This is a genomic window from Pseudenhygromyxa sp. WMMC2535 (genome assembly GCF_011083025.2).
Window position 1 is genome coordinate 8,055,960 of the sequence record NZ_JABJWV010000001.1, and the last position, 17,960, is coordinate 8,073,919.

Below are 17,960 nucleotides of genomic sequence, written 5' to 3' on the forward strand. Positions count from 1 at the left end.
CGAACCCCTCGCTCACGCCAGCAGGGGCGCCAGCAGCTCCAGGCCGCCCTGCGGCCGCGCTCAGCCGAACTTACCGGTGATGTAGTCCTCGGTCCGGCGGTCCGAGGGCGCGGTGAAGATCAGATCGGTCTCGTCGTACTCGACCAGCTCACCGTCGAGGAAGAAGGCCGTCCGCTGGGCGACGCGCGCGGCTTGCTGCATGTTGTGGGTGACAATGAGCACGGTGTAGTGCTCACGGAGGCCGCGCAAGAGATCCTCGATCGTGGCCGCGGCCATCGGATCGAGGACCGAGCACGGCTCGTCCATCAAGACCACCTCTGGGCGCATGGCCAGGGCCCGCGCGATGCACAGGCGCTGGCGCTGGCCCAGAGACAGCGACTCGGGCCGGCCGCGCAGCCGATCCCGGACCTCGTCCCACAGCGCGGCGCGGCGCAGCGCCTGTTCGACGAGGGTGTCGGCCTCGTCCCGGCCCACGCGCTCACCAGCCAGGCGCAGGCCGGCGAGCACGTTGCCGCGGATCGACATCGAGGGGAAAGGGTTGGGCGCCTGAAAGACCATGCCCACGCGCCGCCGCAGCTGCGCCGGGGGGATCGCCAGCACGTCCTCGCCCTCGAGATGGATCTCCCCGCGCATGCGCGCGCCGGGGCTGACCTCGTGGAGGCGGTTGACGCAGCGGATGAAGGTGGACTTGCCGCAGCCCGAAGGGCCGATCACCGCCGTGACCGCCCGCGCGGAGATGTCCATGTCGATGTCGCGCAGGACCTGCTCGGCGCCGTACCAGGCCGAGAGCCCACGGACGCGGATCTTTGGCGTCGCGCTCATGCGGCACCTCCGAGGGTGCGAGCGCGCCGACGGGCGAGCAGCAGCGCGACGACGTCGAGGCCGAGGACGACCACCAGCAAGGCGGCGACCCCAGCGATGCCGCCTCCGGCCGAGCTGCTGCGTGCGAACACCCATACGGGCAGCGCCTCGCTCGCGACGAGGCCGAGGACCAGCAAGGGCGCGGCCTCGCCAAAGCCACGCGCCAGGGCCGAGACGGCGCCGCCGAGGATCCCCGGCATCGCCGTGGGCAGGACCAGCTTGCGGATCACCTGCCAGCGCGTCGCGCCGAGGGCCAGCCCCGCCTCGCGCAGGCCCGCGGGCAGCTCGGCCAGGGCCCGGCGAGTCGACGCGACGATCACGGGCATGAGCAGCGCGGCCAGGGTCATCACGCCGGCGAAGGAGCCAGCGGCCTGCGACCCGGCCCCCGACCCCCGCAGGCCCACGAACACGGCCAGGCCCAGGAGCCCATAGATCACCGAGGGCACCCCGGCGAGGCCCTCGACGCTGGCCACGACCAGGCGCGCGACGAAGCCCTGGCCGCGCTCGTCCCCCGGCGCGTCGGCGTACTCCTGGATGTAGACCGCGACGCTCACGGCGAGGGGAAAGGCGATCAGCGCGGCCAGGGCGACGAGCGTGGCGCTGGCCAGCGCCGCCCGGCCCAGGCCGTCGAGCGCGGCCGCGTCTGCGAGCCCGACGCCCACGATCAGCGCCTGGGCGAGCAGGGCCGCGAACACCACGACCGGCGCGAGGGCAGCCCCCGCGCACAACCATCGAAAGCCACGCTCGGCGAGCGCGCGGGTCGAGTCGCTCACGCGCCCTCCCCCGCCTCGAGGCGCCGCATCATGCGGCTCGCCGCGGTGTTGAACGCGAAGGTGAAGGCCAGCAAGAGCGCCCCCAGCACGAAGATCGCGCCGTGGCCCGGCACGCCCGCGAGCGCCTCACCGCGCCCCCAGACGATCGCCGCGCTCATCGTCTCGGCGGGCACGCGCGGATCGAGGCTCGCCCACGCGCTGCGCCCCGCCGCCAGGGCCACGATCATGGTCTCGCCCACGGCCCGCGCGATGGCCAAGGCGATCGCCGCCGCGATGCCTGCCGAGGCGCCCGGGAGCACGACCCTGGAGATCGTCCGCAGCTCCCCCGCGCCCAGGGCCCAGGCCGCCTCGCGCAGCTCCCAGGGCACCGCTCGCAGGGCCTTGGTGCTGAGCGAGGCCACGGTCGGCACGAGCATGACGCCCACGATGACCCCAGGGCTGAGCGCGTTGAAGCTGGCGAGGCCCGGGATGATCTGCTGGAGCAGCGGCGTGAGGGCGACCAGGGCCAGGTAGCCGTAGACCACCGTCGGCACCCCCGCGAGCAATTCGAAGAGCGGCTCGAGCAGGTGGCGGTGGCTCGGCGGGGCGAACTCGGCCAGGTAGAGCGCCGCGAGCACGCCCAGGGGCAGCGCCACCGTCAGCGCGATGCCAGCGATCAACGCGGTCCCGGCCAGCAGCGGCCACAGGCCAAAGCGACCCTGGGCCGGATCCCACTCGCCCGCGAGCAGCGACCCTGGCGAGACCTCCGTGAAGAAGTCGACGGAGCCATCGACCAGCGCCCAGCCGAGCGCAGCCACCGCGACGACCGAGGTCAGCGCGCAGGCCAGGGGCACGCGCGCGCCCACCTGCTCGCGCAGTGAGGGGCGTGGGCCAGCGCCTGAGCGCTTCGGCTGGAGGGAGGCCTGGGGCATGGGGCCTGCGAGCATACCCGCTTCGCGCCAGCCTTCGATGGCAGATGGTCCGAGACCCGCGACGAGCACGTGACAAACACCAACATCGCGGTCACGACGTGCCTAGCGGGGCGTGGTGGAACCCAGCGCGGCTCCTCGCGCCGGGCTTTTCGTCGCGGGCGCGAGGCCAAAACGCCGCTGTACCAGGCGTACTGCGAGTTTTGGCGACGCCGCCATCGGCGGAGAGACCAAGCGAGGTGTCGCGCTGGGTTTCACCACGCCCCCGCGAGTGCACGGATCGGGACACGAGTGGACCTCACGGTCTCCCCTGTGCGGGTAGGGGTTGATCGCTCAGAGCTCGGCGGCATCGCGCAGGTCGGCGCGCGCGATCTCCCGCAGCGCGACCTCCTGCACGTCCCCCGACACCCCGCCCGCGCTGACACCAGCGCCTTCGCTGGCGTCTTCGTCCGCCCTGCTGTCCTCGCCGGAGGCCTTGCTCAGCCGCACCCAGAACACCGATCCCGTGGGCTCGCGAGGGTCGACCCCCACGTCCCCGCCCATCGCCTCGGTCAGGTTCTTGACGATCGCCAGGCCCAGCCCGGTGCCGCCCATGCCCCGCGAGCGGCCCGGGTCGACGCGATAGAAGCGCTCGAACACCCGGCGGCGATGATCCGGCGCGATCCCGGGGCCCTCGTCGCGGACCTCGATGCGGACCACCGCCCCCTGCTCGATCGCGATCAGCTCGACCAGCCCGCCCTCGGGGCCGTACTTGATCGCGTTCTCGACGAGGTTGACCAGGACCTGCTCGAGCGCCCCAGGATCCGCGCGCACGCGCAGCTCGGGATCGACCTCGACCTCGAGCATCACCCCGCGCCGCCGGCAGGCCTCGCTGACCGCCTTGTTGACCGAGCGCGCCGCCGAGCCCAGGGAGATCGGCCGCGCGTCGATCTTGTACTTGCCGGCCTCGATGCGCGAGATGTCGAGGAGGTCGGAGATCAGCTGGCCGAGGCGCTCGGCGTTGCGGCGCACGGCGTCGAGGAAGCGCCGGGCCTGATCCGGCTGCTCGATCGCCCCCGAGAGCAGGGTCTCGGTGTTCGCCTGGATGATGCTGACCGGCGTGCGCAGCTCGTGAGAGACGTTGGCCACGAAGTCGCGGCGCACGGTCTCGAGCCGCCTGATCTCGCTGACGTCGTGCATCACCAAGACCGCGCCCGAGCCCTCGCCCCGCGGGGTCGCGCGGACGAGCAGGTGGCGGACGCCCGCGCTGGTCTCGAGGCTGACGTCGATGCTCCGCGACTCGCCCTGGAGCGCGGTGTCGAGGGCCTCGGAGAGCTGAGGGATGCGCACGACCTCGAGCAGCAGGCGCCCGCGGGCGTGCCGGCTGATGTTGAGCAGCTCCCGGGCCGAGCGGTTGACCGCGATGATCCGCCGCTCGACGTCGACGGCGAGCACCGCCTCGTCCATGGACTGGAGCACCGCCTCGAGCAGGTCGCGCTCCGTCGCCAGCTCCTTGACCGTGCGCGCGAGCTCCTCGGACACCCGGTTGAAAGACCCCGCCAGCCCGCCGAACTCGTCGGCGCTGACCGGCAGGCGCTGTCCTGCCTTGCCCTCAGCCATGGCGCGCGCCGCCTCCATCATCGCGTTGAGCCGGCCGTACATCAGCCGCGAGACCAGCAGGCCCACGCCGATGGCGAGCGCGACCGCGAGCAAGCCCGCGGCGACCAGCAGCACCCGCAAGCGAGCCACGCTCTCGTCGACGGCCTGCAGGGGCGTGGCCACGCGGACATAGCCCTCGCCCTCGCCCTCGCCGACGATCATCGCGCAGTAGAGCATGTCCGTGTCGAGGGTCTCGCTGTGCCGCCGCGACAGCCCGCAGGCGTCGGTCTGCGCCTCGACGACCTCCGGCCGGTTGTCGTGATCCTCGACCTCGGCTATCTCGGCGAGGCCGAGCTTGGAGTCGCCGAGCACCCGGCCGCTCGCGGCGATCACCGTCACCCGGGCGTCGATCGCCTCGCCGAGGCGATCGGCCAGGGGATCGATCCGCGCCGGCTCCCAGGGCATCGGCTCCGCCTCCAGCAGCTGGCGCGCCGCCCGAGCGTGGCGAGACAGCTCGGCCTCGATGCGCTCCTCCTGATCGACCCGAAGTTTCCATTGCAGATAAATGCCCGCGGCGAGGTCGACCGCGACCACGATGAGCACGGTGAAGATGAAGAACTTGGCCCGAAAGCCGAGGTTCACGGACGCGGGCTCCTCGACCCAAACACCCCGCGGACGAGCGCCGCGCGGTCATGAGCACTTGGCGAGGGAGGAGCCATGACGAGCGAGCTCAGAGGGCGGCAGACTCGGGGTCGCCCGAGCTCGGCGAGCCCTTGCCCTCCGAGGCGTCACGGAAGCGATAGCCCACACCGCGCAGGGTCTCGATGTAGGCGCCGGCCTCGTCGCCGAGCTTCTTGCGAAGCCGGGTCACGTGGGTGTCGACCGTGCGCGTGGTCAGCCCGGCGTGCATGCCCCAGACATCGGCGAGCAGCGTGTCGCGGGTCTGGACTCGGCCCGCGCGGGACAGCAGCGTGGCCAGGAGGCGGAACTCGAGGGCCGTCAGGCGGATCTCTTCGCCCTCGACCCACACGCGGTGGCCGGCCACATCGACCTCGAGGTTGCCGTGCTCGAGGCGCGTGGGCTCCTCGCTCTGGCCGCCGGTGCGCCGCAGGATCGCCCGCACGCGCAGCATCAGCTCGCGCACGGAGAAGGGCTTGGTCACGTAGTCGTCGGCGCCGACCTCGAAGCCGACCACGCGATCGACCTCTTCGCCGCGGGCGGTCAGCATGATCACCGGGGTGCTGCGCGTGCGCTCGGAGGCCCGCAGCTGGCGGCAGACCTCGGTGCCCGGGATGTCGGGGAGCATCAGGTCGAGCAGGACCAGGTCGGGCGCCGGATCGAGGGCCGCGGCCTCGAGGCCGGCCCTGCCGCTGGCTGCCCTGCGAGTCGCGTAGCCCTCGCGCTGGAGGTTGAACTCCAACGTATCGAGCAGGTCGAGCTCGTCTTCGACGATCAGCACGGTGGTCGGCATGGACGGCGCGGGTCTAGCATGGGTCGGTCACAGGTCAGTCACGAGGTCGGCAAGGGCAAGTCACGCCCCCCGAGTCGCGGCACAGACGCGTCACGCTGCTCGCTCACATCGAGCAGGCTCGCGCGCAGCTGGCCGGCGACGACCCCCTCGACGCGGACCCAGGCCCTGCGGCCGAGCAAGGCGTCGGAGCCGTCTTTGCCCCCGCTGCTGTCGATCAGCAGCTTCGAGTGGTCCTCGCTCAGCGCCACCAGAGCGCCGCTTCGTCGGGCCCGCCGGCGCAGGATCACCGCAGAGGTGATCTGCCCGACCCGCGCCTCGAGCTCTCGGCGCCGGCTGCACGCCACCCGCTCGCGCAGCGCCTGGCTGCGCGCCGCGGCGACCTCCGGCGAGACGCGATCGCCGAGCTCGACCGCCGCCGTGCCGGCGCGCGCGGACCAGGTGAACACGTGGGCAAAAGAGATCTCCAGGCGCGTGAGCAGCTCCAAGGTCGCCTCGAAGGCCGCGTCGTCCTCCCCGGGGAAGCCGACGATCACGTCGACGCCCAGGCCGATCCCTGGCGCGAGGGCGCGCAGCCGCGGCACCAGGGTCTCGAAGTCGGCGACGCGATGGGCCCGCCGCATCGCTCGCAGCACGCCGTCGTCGCCGCTTTGAACCGGCAGGTGCAGGTAGCGGCACAGGCCGGCTCCGCTGGCATCGACGCCGGCCGCGAGGGCGGCGATCAGACCGTCGTCGACCTCGTGGGGATCGACGCTGCCCAGGCGAAGGCGCGCCTCGGGGACGGCTGCCCGCAGCGCCGCGATCAGATCGGCCAGCGTCCGCCGCCGCGCGCTCCCCCGTGCATCCCCCCCGTCAGCGACCCGCTCCAGGTCCCGGCCCCACAGCCCCAAGTGCGCCCCGGTCAGCACGACCTCCGGGTGGCCGGCGTCGACGAGGGCCCGCAGCTGGCCGGCGAGGGCGAGCGCGTCGAGGCTGCGGCTGCGCCCGCGCACGCTGGGGACGATGCAGAAGCTGCACTGATAGTCGCAGCCGTCTTGGACCTTGAGCAGCGGCCGTGTGCGCCCGGGCTCGACGGCCGCGGGCAGCTCCCAGGGCTCGCGCCGCAGCTTGCGGGTCAGGCCCTCGACAGCGACCAGCGCCGGCGTCGCCCCGCGACCGCGGACGCCCTCGAGCAATTCGACGATCCCCTGGCGCTGCTTCTCGACGTTGCCGATCACCGCGTCGACCTCGGCCATGGCCGCCAGCGTCTCGGCCTCGGCGTTGGCGTGACAGCCGGTGATCACCGCGCGCAGCTCGGGGTTGCGACGCCGAGCCCGGCGCAGAGCCGCCCTCGCGTCCGCGTCCGCTCGATGCGTGATCGCGCAGCTGTTGAGCAGGTAGAGCTCGGCGCGCTCGAGATCCTCGACGAGCTCGTGGCCGCGAGCGCGCAGCTGCTCGGCGATGGCGTCGCTCTCGGCCTGGTTGAGCCGACAGCCGTGGGTCTCGACCGCCACGCGCATGGCGGGAGTATGGCCAAAGCCGCCCGTGAACGCGAGCGGCCGGCCTGGGCGCCGTCAGCCCTGGCCTGGGCGCCGTCAGCCCTGGCCTGGGCGCCGTCAGCCCTGGCCTGGGCGCCGTCAGTCCGGGCCCGGGCGCCGTCAGCCGCGGCGCAGCTCGCCGGCGAAGATCATCACCCGGGCGAGGTCACCACGGCGCGCGGCCCGGGCGAGCTCGATGCCAGAGGCGAGCCGGCGGCTCACGCCGCGAAAGCCTCCTTGCACGCGCGTCGCCCACCTCAGGTGAACAGGCTGTCGATTTGAAATCTCTGTGCTGGTCATGGTTTGCGCTCTCCTCGCGTGTCTACGGGTCCATCCTGGACCCCATCAGCATCTGTCGATTTTCAACGATACTGTATGATTACACATTTTCACGGATATTTTTAGCGTAATCCACATATCAACTTCGTCCATCGGATATTTTGAAACATTGATTTTCTGACGTTATCAGCGATTTCTCAAATACCAGGCAAAACCGCGCCTCGAACGCAGATCTTCGGTGGGGGCGAGATCGCACCCGACACCCCGTACGTGTCCAATCGACCAGGAGTATCCACATTGGAAGGTGCACAATCGTGAGGATTCAGTGCGGCTGATAAGCTCCGGCGGTGCTCAAAGCCTCCGCGCTCGCGCCCCTGATCGCGCTCTCGCTGTCCGCCACGGCCGCCTGCGCGGCACCTTGTGAAAAGGTCCACTCGAGCTACGACGCCTTCTTGGACGCGACGGCGCCCTCCCCTGCGCGCGTCCGCGCCGAGACCCAAGCCGCGCACCTCAGTCTCTCCGTCCCCTACGAGCTGATCGACGCGACCATCGCCCGCGAGCTCGGCGACCTGCCCACGCTGAAGCTCCCGCTCCCGGCCGTGTCCGGGACCAACCTGGGCAGCCTCGCGCTGAGCGTCGACGGCGTGCGCACGCGGGCGGCCCCGACCGGGGAGCTGGGCTTTCGCGTGCTCCTCGGCCTGGCCCAGGGCAAGCGCTCCGTGCTCACCGTCAACGTCGACGCCCGCATCCGCCCGCGCCTCGACCCCGGCTCAGGCCGGCTGATCGTCGCCCTCGAAGGCAGCGACATCATCGCCCTCGAGCCGAGCATCGACGCCGCCGGCCGCAAGCGCCTCGGCGCGTGGATCGGCGCGCAGCTGCCCGCCGCCGCGCGCATGCTCCTCGACGACGCCACCTTGGGCGAGCTCGCGGGCGAGCTGACCGACGAGCTCATGACCCAGGCCACGGCGCGCTTGCGTCGCGAGCTCCTCGACGATCTCGGCGAGCTCGTGCGCTTCGAACTCGATCTCCCCGAGGCCCTGCCCCTCGCCGCGATCGCGCTGCGCTCTGGCGAGCGCTACCTCGACATCGACCTGCGCACGACCTTGCCCGTGGACACCCCGCTGCCCGCGGTCACCGGCACGACCCGCACGCGCGCCGCCGATCTACACCCCAACCTCATCCAGGTCGTCGTCGCTGGCGACGCCGCGGCGGCCCTCGCCAACGAGGCGGTCCGCAGCGGCCGGCTGCCCGGTCGCTGGACGCTCGAGGGCGAGGCCGATCCTCGCGGGGAGCTCTACGCCGGCGTCGGCTGGGTCGAGGGGGCCGCGGATCCCCTCGAGCTGCTGCTGTGGAAGATGGACGAGGAGTGCGCCCATGTGGTCCTGCGTGGGCGCCCAGTCCTGCGCGTCGAGGGCAGCGCGCTCGAGCTCGGCGCCGAGCAGGCCAAGGTCGACGCCGTGATCGGCAGCTTCAAGGTCCGCGCGGGGCTCTTCTTCAGCAAGACCGTGCGCCGCGGGCTCTCGCTAGTCGAGCAGACCACGGCCAGTACCGAGGTCGAGCTCGCCGGAGAGGCCATGGCGCTACAGATCCACGCCGCGGAGGTGCGCGCCGATCAGCTGGTCCTGGGCCTGCGCCTGAGCCCCGCGGCGGTGGCACGCTGACGCGAGCGCACCGAGAGACAGCCTGGTCAGGGGACTCACACCCCAAACATGACACCTCGCGTGCACTGACGATTGTCCTGTGCACAGTACAATGGCTGTTATTCTCTCGTCGTGGCCGAGCAACACCCGGATCCCCTCGAGATCACGGGCCTCGCCGTCCAGTGGACGAGGGGAGACGAGTTCGATGAGGGCGACACCGACGAGCCGCTGCCCAGCCCGGGGGCGCAGATCGGCCGCTACGTCGTTCTTCACAAGCTCGGCGCGGGGGCCATGGGCGTGGTGCTCGCGGCCTACGATCCAGAGCTCGATCGCAAGGTCGCCGTCAAGCTCCTCGATCACCAGGGCGACGACGAGGCCGCCCAGCTCCGGCTCCAGCGCGAGGCCCAGGCCCTCGCCAAGCTCGATCATCCCAACGTCGTCGCCGTCCACGACGTCGGCGTCCACGACGGCCGGCTCTTCATCGCCATGGAGTTCGTTCCCGGCCCCACCTTGGCCGAGTGGATGCGCGCTCGCGCCCGCCCCCGGCCCTGGCCCGAGGTCCTCGACGTCTTCCTCGCCGCAGCCCGAGGTCTCGCCGCCGCCCACGAGGCCGGCCTCGTCCACCGCGACTTCAAGCCCGAGAACGTGATCGTCGGCGACGACGGCCGCGTCCGGGTCATGGACTTTGGCCTGGCCCGCGCCGTCGTCGAGGGCCACGAGCAGCTCGACGAGGACGAGGCCGAGGCGCGCGCGGCCGCCATCGAGCGCCTGCAGATCACCTCGAGCCAGCTCGCCCTGAGCAGCCCGCTGACGCGGACCGGCGCGCTCCTGGGGACGCCCGCGTTCATGGCCCCCGAGCAATTCGAGGGCCGACCCGCCGACGCCCGCAGCGATCAGTTCGCGTTTTGCATCGCGCTCCATGAGGCCCTCTACGGCGAGCGCCCCTTCGCCGGCGAGACCATCTCCACGCTGCTCTTTGCGATCAACGAGGCCAAGGTCCGACCGGCCCCGCGCAGCGCCACGGTCCCGGCCTGGCTGCGCAAGCGGCTGCTGCGGGGGCTCTCGGCGGACCCCCAGCGCCGCTACCCCTCGATGCAAGCCCTGACCGCCGCGCTCCACGACGATCCCCTCGTCCGTCGCCGCCGGCGCTGGCTCGCGGCCTCCGCCCTCGCCATCGCCATCGCGGCTGGCTGGGGAGTGGTCCACGCGGCCCAAGCCCAGGCCCAGGTCTGCGCGGGCGCGGCCGACAAGCTCGCCGGCGTGTGGGATGACGAGCGCCGCGACGCGCTCGCTGCCGCGTTCGCGGCGACCGAGCGCCCCTACGCCGCGGACACCCTCGGCCGGGTCGCGGACAACCTCGACGACTACGCCCAGCGCTGGGTCGAGACGCGCACCGAGGCCTGCGAGGCCAGCCAGCGCGGCGAGCAGTCAGACGCCCTCCTCGATCTGCGCATGGCCTGCCTCGACGAGCGCCTGACCCACCTGAGCGAGACCGTGCAGGTGCTCGAGCAGGTCAAGGAGGGCACGATCCCCAAGGCCGTGCAGGTCTCGCGCAGCCTGCCCCCGCTGGCGCGCTGCGAAGATCTCGAGGCGCTCACGGCCGCGATCCCCCCGCCCGAAGATCCCCTCATCGCCAGGGCCGTCACCACCCTCGAGCGCCGGCTCGCCGCGGCCTCGGTTCGCCAGGAGGCCGGCGAGTACGACGAGGCCCTGGCCATCGCCCGAGAGGTCAGCGAGGGCGCGGGGGCCCTCTCCCACCCGCCGCTCCAGGCCCGCGCCTGGCTGCGCCTGGGCCTGGTCCAGCAAAAGCGCGGCGAGTACGAGGCCTCCGAGGCCGCGCTGCGCGAGGCCTACGCCATCGCCCTGTCTCAAGGCATGCTCTTCGAGGCCTCCGAGGCCGCCGCGAAGCTGCTCTACGTCGTGGGCTACGCCCTCGCCCGCAGCGAAGACACCCCGCGCTGGCTCGAGGACGCCGACTACCTGTCCCAGGCCGCCGGCAGCCCCGAGCTCAGGGCCCAGTTCCTCAACAACCGCGGCACCGTACGCTTCATCTCGGGCGACTATGAACAGGCGCGTGCGGATCTCGAGCAGGCCCTGGCGCTGCGCGAGCAGGCCCTCGGCGAGGATCACCCGCAGATCATCCAGTCGCTCAACAACCTCGGCCTCAGCGCGATGGCGATCGGAGACACCGCCGAGGCCAAGCGCTACCTCGAGCGCTCCTTGGCGATCACCGAGCGCGTGCTCGGCCCCGATCACCCCGGCATGGCCGAGGTCCTCAGCGCCCTGGGCAACGTGGCCGGGCGCGAAGACGAGTACGAGCAGGCGCGCACCTACCTCGAGCGCGCGCTGACCATCCGCCGCAACGCCCTCGGCCCCGACCACCCCCTGGTCGCCGACACCTTGCACAACATCGGCGCCGCGGCCCAGCGCGCCGGCGATCATGCCCTCGCCCGCGACTACCTCGAGGCCGCCCTGGCCACTCAGGAGAAGTCCCTGGGCTCGAGCCACCCCAGCCTCGCGCCGACCCTCAACAACCTCGGCACCTTGGCCCTCGAGGCCGAGGACTTCGAGCTCGCCCGCGACTACTTCGCCCGCGCCCTCGCCCTGCGCGAGTCCGCCCTCGGCCCCCACCATCCCCTGCTCAGCGCGTCGCTCACCGGTCTGGCCAAGGCCAACCTCTCCCTCGGCGACCACGAGCAGGCCCGCGCGCTGCTCGAGCGCGACCTCGCCCGCGAGGGCGCCTACGTCGACGATCCCCCCGGCCTCGCCGGCGCCCGCTTGGCCCTCGCCGACGTGCTGTGGGCGACCCCAGAGCGCACCACCCAGGCCAGCGCCCGCGGGCTCATCGAGCAGACCCGCGCCGAGCTAGCCGACGGCGATCCGAGCACGGACACGCGCCTGGCCGCGTGGCTCGACGAACACCCGCTCTAGTGTGCGCTCTTAGACCTGCACGTCGGCGCAGATCGGCGGTGCGCCGGGCATCTGCAGGCAGTAGGCGACGAAGGCCTCGAACACCGGCCGCGCCTCGCCCTCGGTCGGCAACGCGTGCAGATGTAGCGCCGGGAGCACGTTGACCTCGAGCAGGCGCGTCGCGCCCTCGGGCGCAGGGCCGCGTTCGAACAGCTCAGAGGCCGGCCCGCGCAGGTCCACCCCGGCCACGTCGACTCCCAGGGCCCGCGCGGCCGTGGCCGCGAGCTCGCCCCAGCCATGGTGCAGCGCGTCGCTGCGATCGATGACCTCGGCCTCCTCGAAGGGCAGCACCAGGCGCGCGCCGGCCTCGGGCACGTCGGCGGGCGAGCGGCCGCTCACCGCGAGCAGCTCGGCGACCTCGTCGAGCTCCACGCGATCGAGGGGATCGAGGCCCGGGCGATCCCAGCTGCCCCGGCGCGGATCCACGTTGAGAGCCTCGACCAGCCCAGCGAAGCTGCGCTGCCCGTCGCCGACCAGCACCGGGCGGCGGATCTCGACCGCAGCCACCGGATCCCCGCCGATCACCGCCACGCGCAGATCCACCCCGGCCAGCTGCGGCTCGAGCAGGACCTCTTCGTCGCGATCGAGCTCGACGGCCCGACCAAAGGCGCGCAGCAAGGCCGAGAACTCGACGATCCCCGTGGTCACGCCCAGGCCGCGGTTCCCCCAGTTGGGCTTGACCACAACCTCGCCGTGACGCTTGAAGAAGTCTCGCGCGCGCGCGGATCCGCCGGCGTCACGGCGCGGATCCGTGGACTCGTCGAGGAGCAGGCCGGTGGCCATCGGCAGCCCGCGCGCGGCGAGCAGCTCCCGGGCCAGGAATTTGTTGTTGCTCAGGGTCTGGGCGACCTGGGTCAGGAAGGGCGAGCGGGTCTTGGACACGATCACCGTGCGCGGGCCCTCGGGCGCCTCCGGCCAGCGCAGGCGCATGAAGAAGTCGCTGTGCTCGCTGCCCACCGCCTCGGCCTCGACGCCCAGGCGCCGCGCCGCCGCGACGATCAGCCGGTTGGTCCGCGACCAACGCCCGCTCATGGTGTCCGCTCGTAGGGCACCAGTCGCGCCGACTGGCCCGCGCTGAGGACCTCGCCGGGGGACTGCGCCAGGGCCTCGCGCAGGTAGATCGGAGCCTCGACCACCGCGCGGTGACGCAGCGCGTCGTACATGCGCAGGCCCCCGCTCCCGGTGTTCCCAGCGAGCCCGCAGAGTTCGGCGACGCGCGCTTCGAGGTCCTCAGGCGTCAATGCGAACGCGTGCTTGCCGGCCAGGAAGAACCCCCACAGGCAGTGAAAGGAGGGCACGAAGGTGTGCGCGACCTCGACCCAGGGGAAGACCGCGGCCAAGGTCGCGCGGACGTCTCGGGCGATGTCGAGATCGGCGAGGTCGAGCTCGCCGCCCTGGAGCACCACCACGCCATCATCGGCGAGCACCCGGGCGACCTCGGCGAAGAACTCGCGGCAAAAGAGCGCCGCCGCGGGGCCCTCGTCGATGGGCTCGGTGATGTCGAGGACGATCAGATCCCAGCTCCCGTCCGCGGCCTTGGCCAGGGTCGCCTGGATGTCCTCGAAGCGCAGCTCGACCCGGGGGTCGTCGAAGGAGCCGCGGTGCCAGCTGGGCAGGTGCGTCCGGCACAGCTCGACGACCTCGGGGTCGAGATCGACCGCGACGATCGACTCGACCCCGCGGTGGCGCAGGAGCTCGCGCAAGCTCGCCCCTTCTCCCGCGCCCGCGACCAGCACCCGGCGGACGTCGCCGTGGATCGTCATCGCCGGGTGGATCAGCGCCTCGTGATAGATGAACTCGTCGCTCTCCGCCGACTGGATCAGGTGATCGAGGAAGAGCGCCCGCCCGTAGCCGCGGGTCTGGGCGATCGTCACGTGCTGATGCGTGGTCTGGCAGTCCACGAACACCTCATCGAGGAGGTAGCGGATCGCCACGCCGCAGGGCGGCTCTTCGACGGCTTGGTTCTCGCTCACGATGGCTCGGGCGCCTCCTCGACGGAGGCGCTCGGACGCGATATCACGAACTCACCTTGGGTGCAGCTCCAGATCGCGCCGCAAACGCCGGCCGCCGGATCCTGATCTTGGGCGCCGCTGGCGGGGTCGCCTCGGCCACCTTGGCGCTGCTCGAGCGCCACCCCCGAGGCCGCGCGTTGCTCGGCGCGGGCGATCAGCTCCTGCTCGTCGACGACAACGTCCCCAATGCCGACGATGATCTCCGCGCCCTCCCCCGCCCCGCCAACGCGCGCTGGCTGCCCCCGCAGCGCGTCGACACTGGTGAGGACCTCGCGGCCCTCGTCCGCGAGCATCGCGTCGACGAGGTCCTCGAGTTCGCCGAGGTCGGCACCTGGGCCTGCGTCGAGGCTTGCGCCAGCGAGGGCGCCTCCTACCTGAGCACCGCCTACGACGTGTGGCCGGCCGAGGCCCCGCCGGGCTCGCCGCGTGCGCAGACCATGATCCGCGCCCGCGAACTCTTCGATCCTCCCGACGTCCACGCCGGCGTCCACCTGGTCTGCATGGGCATGAACCCCGGGCTGATCAACCTCGTCGTCGCCGCCGGCATGCGCGAGCTCGCCGAGCGCAGCGGTCGCGCGCCCAGCCTGATCGACCTCGACCTCCACGCGATCTTGTTCACCGAGGTCGACAGCACGACCACCGAGGGCCCGCTCCCGCCCGCCGACGAGCGCTTCGCCTGCACCTGGTCGCCCTGGAGCTGCCTCACCGAGCTGCTCGAGGACCACAGCATGATCACCGTCGACGGCGAGTCCCGCAGCCTCGCCCACAGGCCCCACGAGGCCCGCTACCAGGCCCGCTGCGGCCACGAGCAGATCGAGGGCTTCCTGGTCCCCCACGAGGAGCTCGTCACCCTCGGCGCCATGTACCCGCTGGTCGAGCTCGGCTACATCTACCGGCTCCCGCCTGCGGCCATGGCCTCGCTGCGCCAGGTCCCCGAGCGCGGCCCCGAGCAGTGGCCGACCGCGCGCCTCTATCCCCCGGCGCGCTCCGACCTCCGCGGCAGCAACCGCCTGGGCGCCCTGCTGTGCAGCCGCAGCCTCGGCGAGCTGTGGATCGGCTGGGACACCCCGGTCGAGCGCGCCCTCCCCCTGGGTACCAACGCGACCTTGCTGCAGGTCGCGGCGGGCGTCGTCGCCGGCTGGACGCTCGCGCGCGAGCTCGAGCCGGGGATCTGGCTGCCGGAGGAGCTGGACAGCCAGCGCCTGCTCGCGCTCGCGCAGGAGCTGCTCGGGCCGCTCGAGGTGATCTGGGATCCCCACGCGCCGGCGCGAGCCCTGTCCGAGCGACGCGTCTGAGCTGGCCTCAGCTTGGCTTCAGCCCTGAGACACCGGCCTTGGCGTGAAGTAGGCCGTCTCGTCGGCGAAGCGCAGACCCAGGCCACTGCGACCGTTCCAGAGATAGCGGTAGCTCTGCGGCGGATGGAAGCGCTTCCAACATTTGCGCAGAGCACCCAGGCTGACCCGCTCCTCGAGCGGCCTGACCTGGTCGACCAGCAACCCAAAGGCCTTTTCGCGGTCGGCATAGTAGCGCTCGAAGACGTCCCGACTCACCCCTGTCTGAGAGCCATACTCTTGCCACAGATCGAGGGGCCTGCGCTCGAGCACCCCTCCCAAAACAAAGGCACCCACCAGCGCACACACGGGTGCCGACGCGTACATCAAGACGAGGGCGCCCGCAGGTAGACGAGGACGCCGCTTGCGCAACTCGATGGTCTTGTGACCGGAGAGGATCAGCTCCGAGTAGCGCGGGTGGATGCTCAGGAGCAGGACCTCCTCGGGTTGCTTGGGCGTAGTCATGGCGACGTTGTGGGTAAGTATAGGTCGAAGAACTGGTCTCGCGTGATCCGAACCGGACCCTGAAAGGTCCAATCCTTGCCCATACGCGCCCGGACCTCACGCAGGGGGATCGCTTTGGGCAAGAGCTCCGTGCCCGAAAAGCGCAGCGCCATGAGCCTACCTTCCAGGCCCCCACCAGCCGCCCCGAGCACATCCTTCCAGCGGTAAATGCCCAGGCGGCGAAAGCGGCTGAAGAGCTGCTTGGGAGTGCCGACAACAACCTCGTCGAGGTAAGACATCGCCCGGATCGCTCCAGTATCCACGTAGCTGCTGCCCTTCCCCCTGCTCACGTACCACAGCACTCGCGCAGGGGCCTCAAAGCTGCCTCGAGCCGAGCGGTAGTAGACATTCTCGAGACGGAAGCCGAGCTCGGGCGGAAGGCCGAAGAGATCTTGCTCAGCCAGCCTGGTGTCGAATAGCTGCGCCGCCCAATGCGGCTGGATCGGCAAGATCCAGTGGGGGACCTCGTCGAGGTCCTCGAATTTTGCAGGGCTGAGTTTACGCTCGAATTCGAGTAGCGCATGTGGCCGCCCCTCGTCGAAGATCTCCGCAGCCCGCGCGAGAATCTCTGCGCCATGCGGCAACTTGGCCAGAAGGGGTCGAATGCCCTCCCCTGGACCAACATAGCGCAGGATTGGCTTGACCCAGACTCCATCGAGCCGAAGAAAGCCTGTGTCCAAGAGCGCGCCCTCCACCTCCTGGCTCGCGTGGTCGGTGACCACGATCGACCGGCCCTCCCCGCCTGCAACGACAGAAGAAAGGAGGTGTCGAAGGACCGTCTTCGCCAGCGATCCGCGCCCCGTCCGCAGCAACGGGACCTTTAACGAGTCTTCCTCCTCCACAAAGCGATAGAGCACCAGAGACTCCTCCTCCTTGCTCACCTCCCGCACGCTACCGGGCTCGCTGCCGAAGGCTTCTCGCAACCTTTGACACAGCCCCGCACGCCGCTCACCGCTCGAAAAGTCGAGGTAGTGCTCCACCAGTCGCCCCTCCTCTTTCGGCTGCACCGAGCGCACCAAGAGACGAGAGCCTTCAAAGCGACGTGGCTGATAGGCCGACTCACGAGCGAGTTCGTCCAGCGCAACAATGAGCGCGCTCGGGCGGAGAACAGACAGCTCCACCGCGTCTGCGATCTCCAAGGATAGCCCGAGCAACCGCTCGTCTCGCGTGACGAAGTGTTCCGCAGCGCCCGCCGCCGCCCACGCGAGCTCGCGCAGATCGGAGCGCTCATTTTCATCACGAGGCTGCCCAAGCACCTCTAGCAAGCGCGTCCGCGCGTCGTCGAAGCGGGTCCGATCTGCCTCCAACACACTGAAACGCTGCGCGAGCGCCCGCGAGCGCTCTCGTGCCTGCAGTTCCTCCCGCCGGTCGATCTCGGTGTTGAGCTCAGGGGTGACGACCAGCCACAGCTGCTCACGAAGCCAGTCGCTCTGAAGCGCTCGAGACTCGGTCCCTGCCTCGTTCTCATCATCGAGATCGAAGACCACCATGGCGTCCATGGCGACTACGACGCTGACATCACCGATCAGCTCGGCAGCTCGGGACAGTAGAGGTGAACCCTGCCCTAGCCACCAGATGTTGAGACGCGCACCATCTTTTCCGCGTCCAGGCTTCTCCTCCAGCAGTCGAAACCCCAGTCTTGGCCAGAGCCGATTTTCTTCGTAGTCCCGCCTGCACGACAGGCGGATGCCGTCGAGGTCCCGAGTTCGCGCCACGAGTTCGCCTACCAGAGCGCGGGCGATGCCTCTCCCCCGGCAACTCGGCTCGACACACAGATGAATGATCGTGGCCCGACGTGGGTGCCTGCGGCTCACACGAAAGAGCAGATAGCCAACCAGCTTCTCCGACTCGCACGCAACAAAGAGCTCTCCAGCGAGTGCCTTCTCTCTCAGAGCCTCTCTCGGAAAGAGCCCTAGCTTCTGCCTGAAGCGATCGCCGAGAACGACGACCTCGTCGAAGAGCTCCATGCACTCCCGCAGGAGAACGATCTCGACCTTTTCTTCCATACCCATCCAATAGCATGACTTCGAGAGGAGGTCAGCCACCATGCCGATACCGACCTGGCCAGCCAGGCCCCGGTGGCCTAGTTCCTGGCCACCTGCGCCTCGCTAGTGCGCGA

General features: G+C 70.9%; 13 protein-coding genes. 3 read left to right on the forward strand and 10 right to left on the reverse strand.

The features are described from left to right. Window positions 1-60: 60 nt before the first annotated feature. The 6 genes from G6O69_RS31185 to G6O69_RS31210 all read right to left on the reverse strand — a co-directional run bounded on the left by G6O69_RS31185 (window position 61) and on the right by G6O69_RS31210 (window position 7,087). On the reverse strand, window positions 61-822 hold the full coding sequence (locus G6O69_RS31185; protein WP_172307113.1) for a phosphate ABC transporter ATP-binding protein: 762 nt from the start codon (window positions 820-822) through the stop codon (window positions 61-63). Further along, the gene (locus G6O69_RS31190) at window positions 819-1,634 is read right to left on the reverse strand and encodes an ABC transporter permease subunit (RefSeq protein ID WP_172307114.1); all 816 of its coding nucleotides are present in this window, start codon (window positions 1,632-1,634) and stop codon (window positions 819-821) included. The genes G6O69_RS31185 and G6O69_RS31190 overlap by 4 nt, the downstream gene beginning before the upstream one ends. Further along, window positions 1,631-2,545, reverse strand: coding sequence for a phosphate ABC transporter permease subunit PstC (pstC, locus tag G6O69_RS31195; protein ID WP_172307115.1), 915 nt, complete (start codon window positions 2,543-2,545; stop codon window positions 1,631-1,633). The genes G6O69_RS31190 and pstC overlap by 4 nt, the downstream gene beginning before the upstream one ends. Before the next feature lie 330 nt (window positions 2,546-2,875). Continuing rightward, window positions 2,876-4,762, reverse strand: coding sequence for an ATP-binding protein (locus G6O69_RS31200; protein ID WP_172307116.1), 1,887 nt, complete (start codon window positions 4,760-4,762; stop codon window positions 2,876-2,878). 88 nt (window positions 4,763-4,850) lie between these two features. Further along, window positions 4,851-5,591, reverse strand: a complete 741-nt coding sequence (locus tag G6O69_RS31205; RefSeq protein ID WP_172307117.1) for a response regulator transcription factor — start codon at window positions 5,589-5,591, stop codon at window positions 4,851-4,853. A gap of 38 nt (window positions 5,592-5,629) precedes the next feature. Then, complete coding sequence (locus G6O69_RS31210; protein WP_172307118.1) at window positions 5,630-7,087, reverse strand: MiaB/RimO family radical SAM methylthiotransferase; 1,458 nt, start codon at window positions 7,085-7,087, stop codon at window positions 5,630-5,632. 644 nt (window positions 7,088-7,731) lie between these two features. On the opposite strand from G6O69_RS31210, the gene G6O69_RS31215 reads away from it, so the two are divergent. Further along, window positions 7,732-9,045, forward strand: coding sequence for a hypothetical protein (locus tag G6O69_RS31215; RefSeq protein WP_172307119.1), 1,314 nt, complete (start codon window positions 7,732-7,734; stop codon window positions 9,043-9,045). Between the two features lie 111 nt (window positions 9,046-9,156). Continuing rightward, entirely contained in the window at window positions 9,157-11,955 is a 2,799-nt protein-coding gene (locus G6O69_RS31220; protein ID WP_172307120.1) for a tetratricopeptide repeat protein, read from the forward strand. Between the two features lie 9 nt (window positions 11,956-11,964). Here the strand turns inward: G6O69_RS31220 and G6O69_RS31225 are convergent, their stop codons facing one another. Together G6O69_RS31225 and G6O69_RS31230 are read right to left on the reverse strand one after the other, a co-directional pair. Then, window positions 11,965-13,026, reverse strand: coding sequence for a hypothetical protein (locus tag G6O69_RS31225; protein ID WP_172307121.1), 1,062 nt, complete (start codon window positions 13,024-13,026; stop codon window positions 11,965-11,967). Beyond that, window positions 13,023-13,967, reverse strand: a complete 945-nt coding sequence (locus G6O69_RS31230; RefSeq protein ID WP_172307122.1) for a methyltransferase domain-containing protein — start codon at window positions 13,965-13,967, stop codon at window positions 13,023-13,025. Before G6O69_RS31230 ends, G6O69_RS31225 begins: the two co-directional genes overlap by 4 nt. 56 nt (window positions 13,968-14,023) lie before the next feature. Here G6O69_RS31230 and G6O69_RS31235 point away from each other — a divergent pair, with 56 nt between their 5' ends. Next, complete coding sequence (locus G6O69_RS31235) at window positions 14,024-15,301, forward strand: homospermidine synthase (RefSeq protein WP_172307123.1); 1,278 nt, start codon at window positions 14,024-14,026, stop codon at window positions 15,299-15,301. 18 nt (window positions 15,302-15,319) lie between these two features. On the opposite strand, the gene G6O69_RS31240 is transcribed toward G6O69_RS31235, so the two are convergent. Beyond that, on the reverse strand, window positions 15,320-15,802 hold the full coding sequence (locus G6O69_RS31240) for an ASCH domain-containing protein (RefSeq protein WP_172307124.1): 483 nt from the start codon (window positions 15,800-15,802) through the stop codon (window positions 15,320-15,322). After that, entirely contained in the window at window positions 15,799-17,889 is a 2,091-nt protein-coding gene (locus G6O69_RS31245) for a GNAT family N-acetyltransferase (protein WP_176397195.1), read from the reverse strand. The genes G6O69_RS31240 and G6O69_RS31245 overlap by 4 nt, the downstream gene beginning before the upstream one ends. Window positions 17,890-17,960: the final 71 nt, after the last annotated feature.

Coding starts and splice junctions, on each gene's coding strand:
- G6O69_RS31185 (WP_172307113.1), bottom strand. CDS start 822: ATGAGCGCGACGCCAAAGATCCGCGTCCGTGGGCTCTCGGCCTGGTAC.
- G6O69_RS31240 (WP_172307124.1), bottom strand. CDS start 15,802: ATGACTACGCCCAAGCAACCCGAGGAGGTCCTGCTCCTGAGCATCCAC.
- pstC (WP_172307115.1), bottom strand. CDS start 2,545: ATGCCCCAGGCCTCCCTCCAGCCGAAGCGCTCAGGCGCTGGCCCACGC.
- G6O69_RS31205 (WP_172307117.1), bottom strand. CDS start 5,591: ATGCCGACCACCGTGCTGATCGTCGAAGACGAGCTCGACCTGCTCGAT.
- G6O69_RS31210 (WP_172307118.1), bottom strand. CDS start 7,087: ATGCGCGTGGCGGTCGAGACCCACGGCTGTCGGCTCAACCAGGCCGAG.
- G6O69_RS31245 (WP_176397195.1), bottom strand. CDS start 17,889: ATGGTGGCTGACCTCCTCTCGAAGTCATGCTATTGGATGGGTATGGAA.
- G6O69_RS31225 (WP_172307121.1), bottom strand. CDS start 13,026: ATGAGCGGGCGTTGGTCGCGGACCAACCGGCTGATCGTCGCGGCGGCG.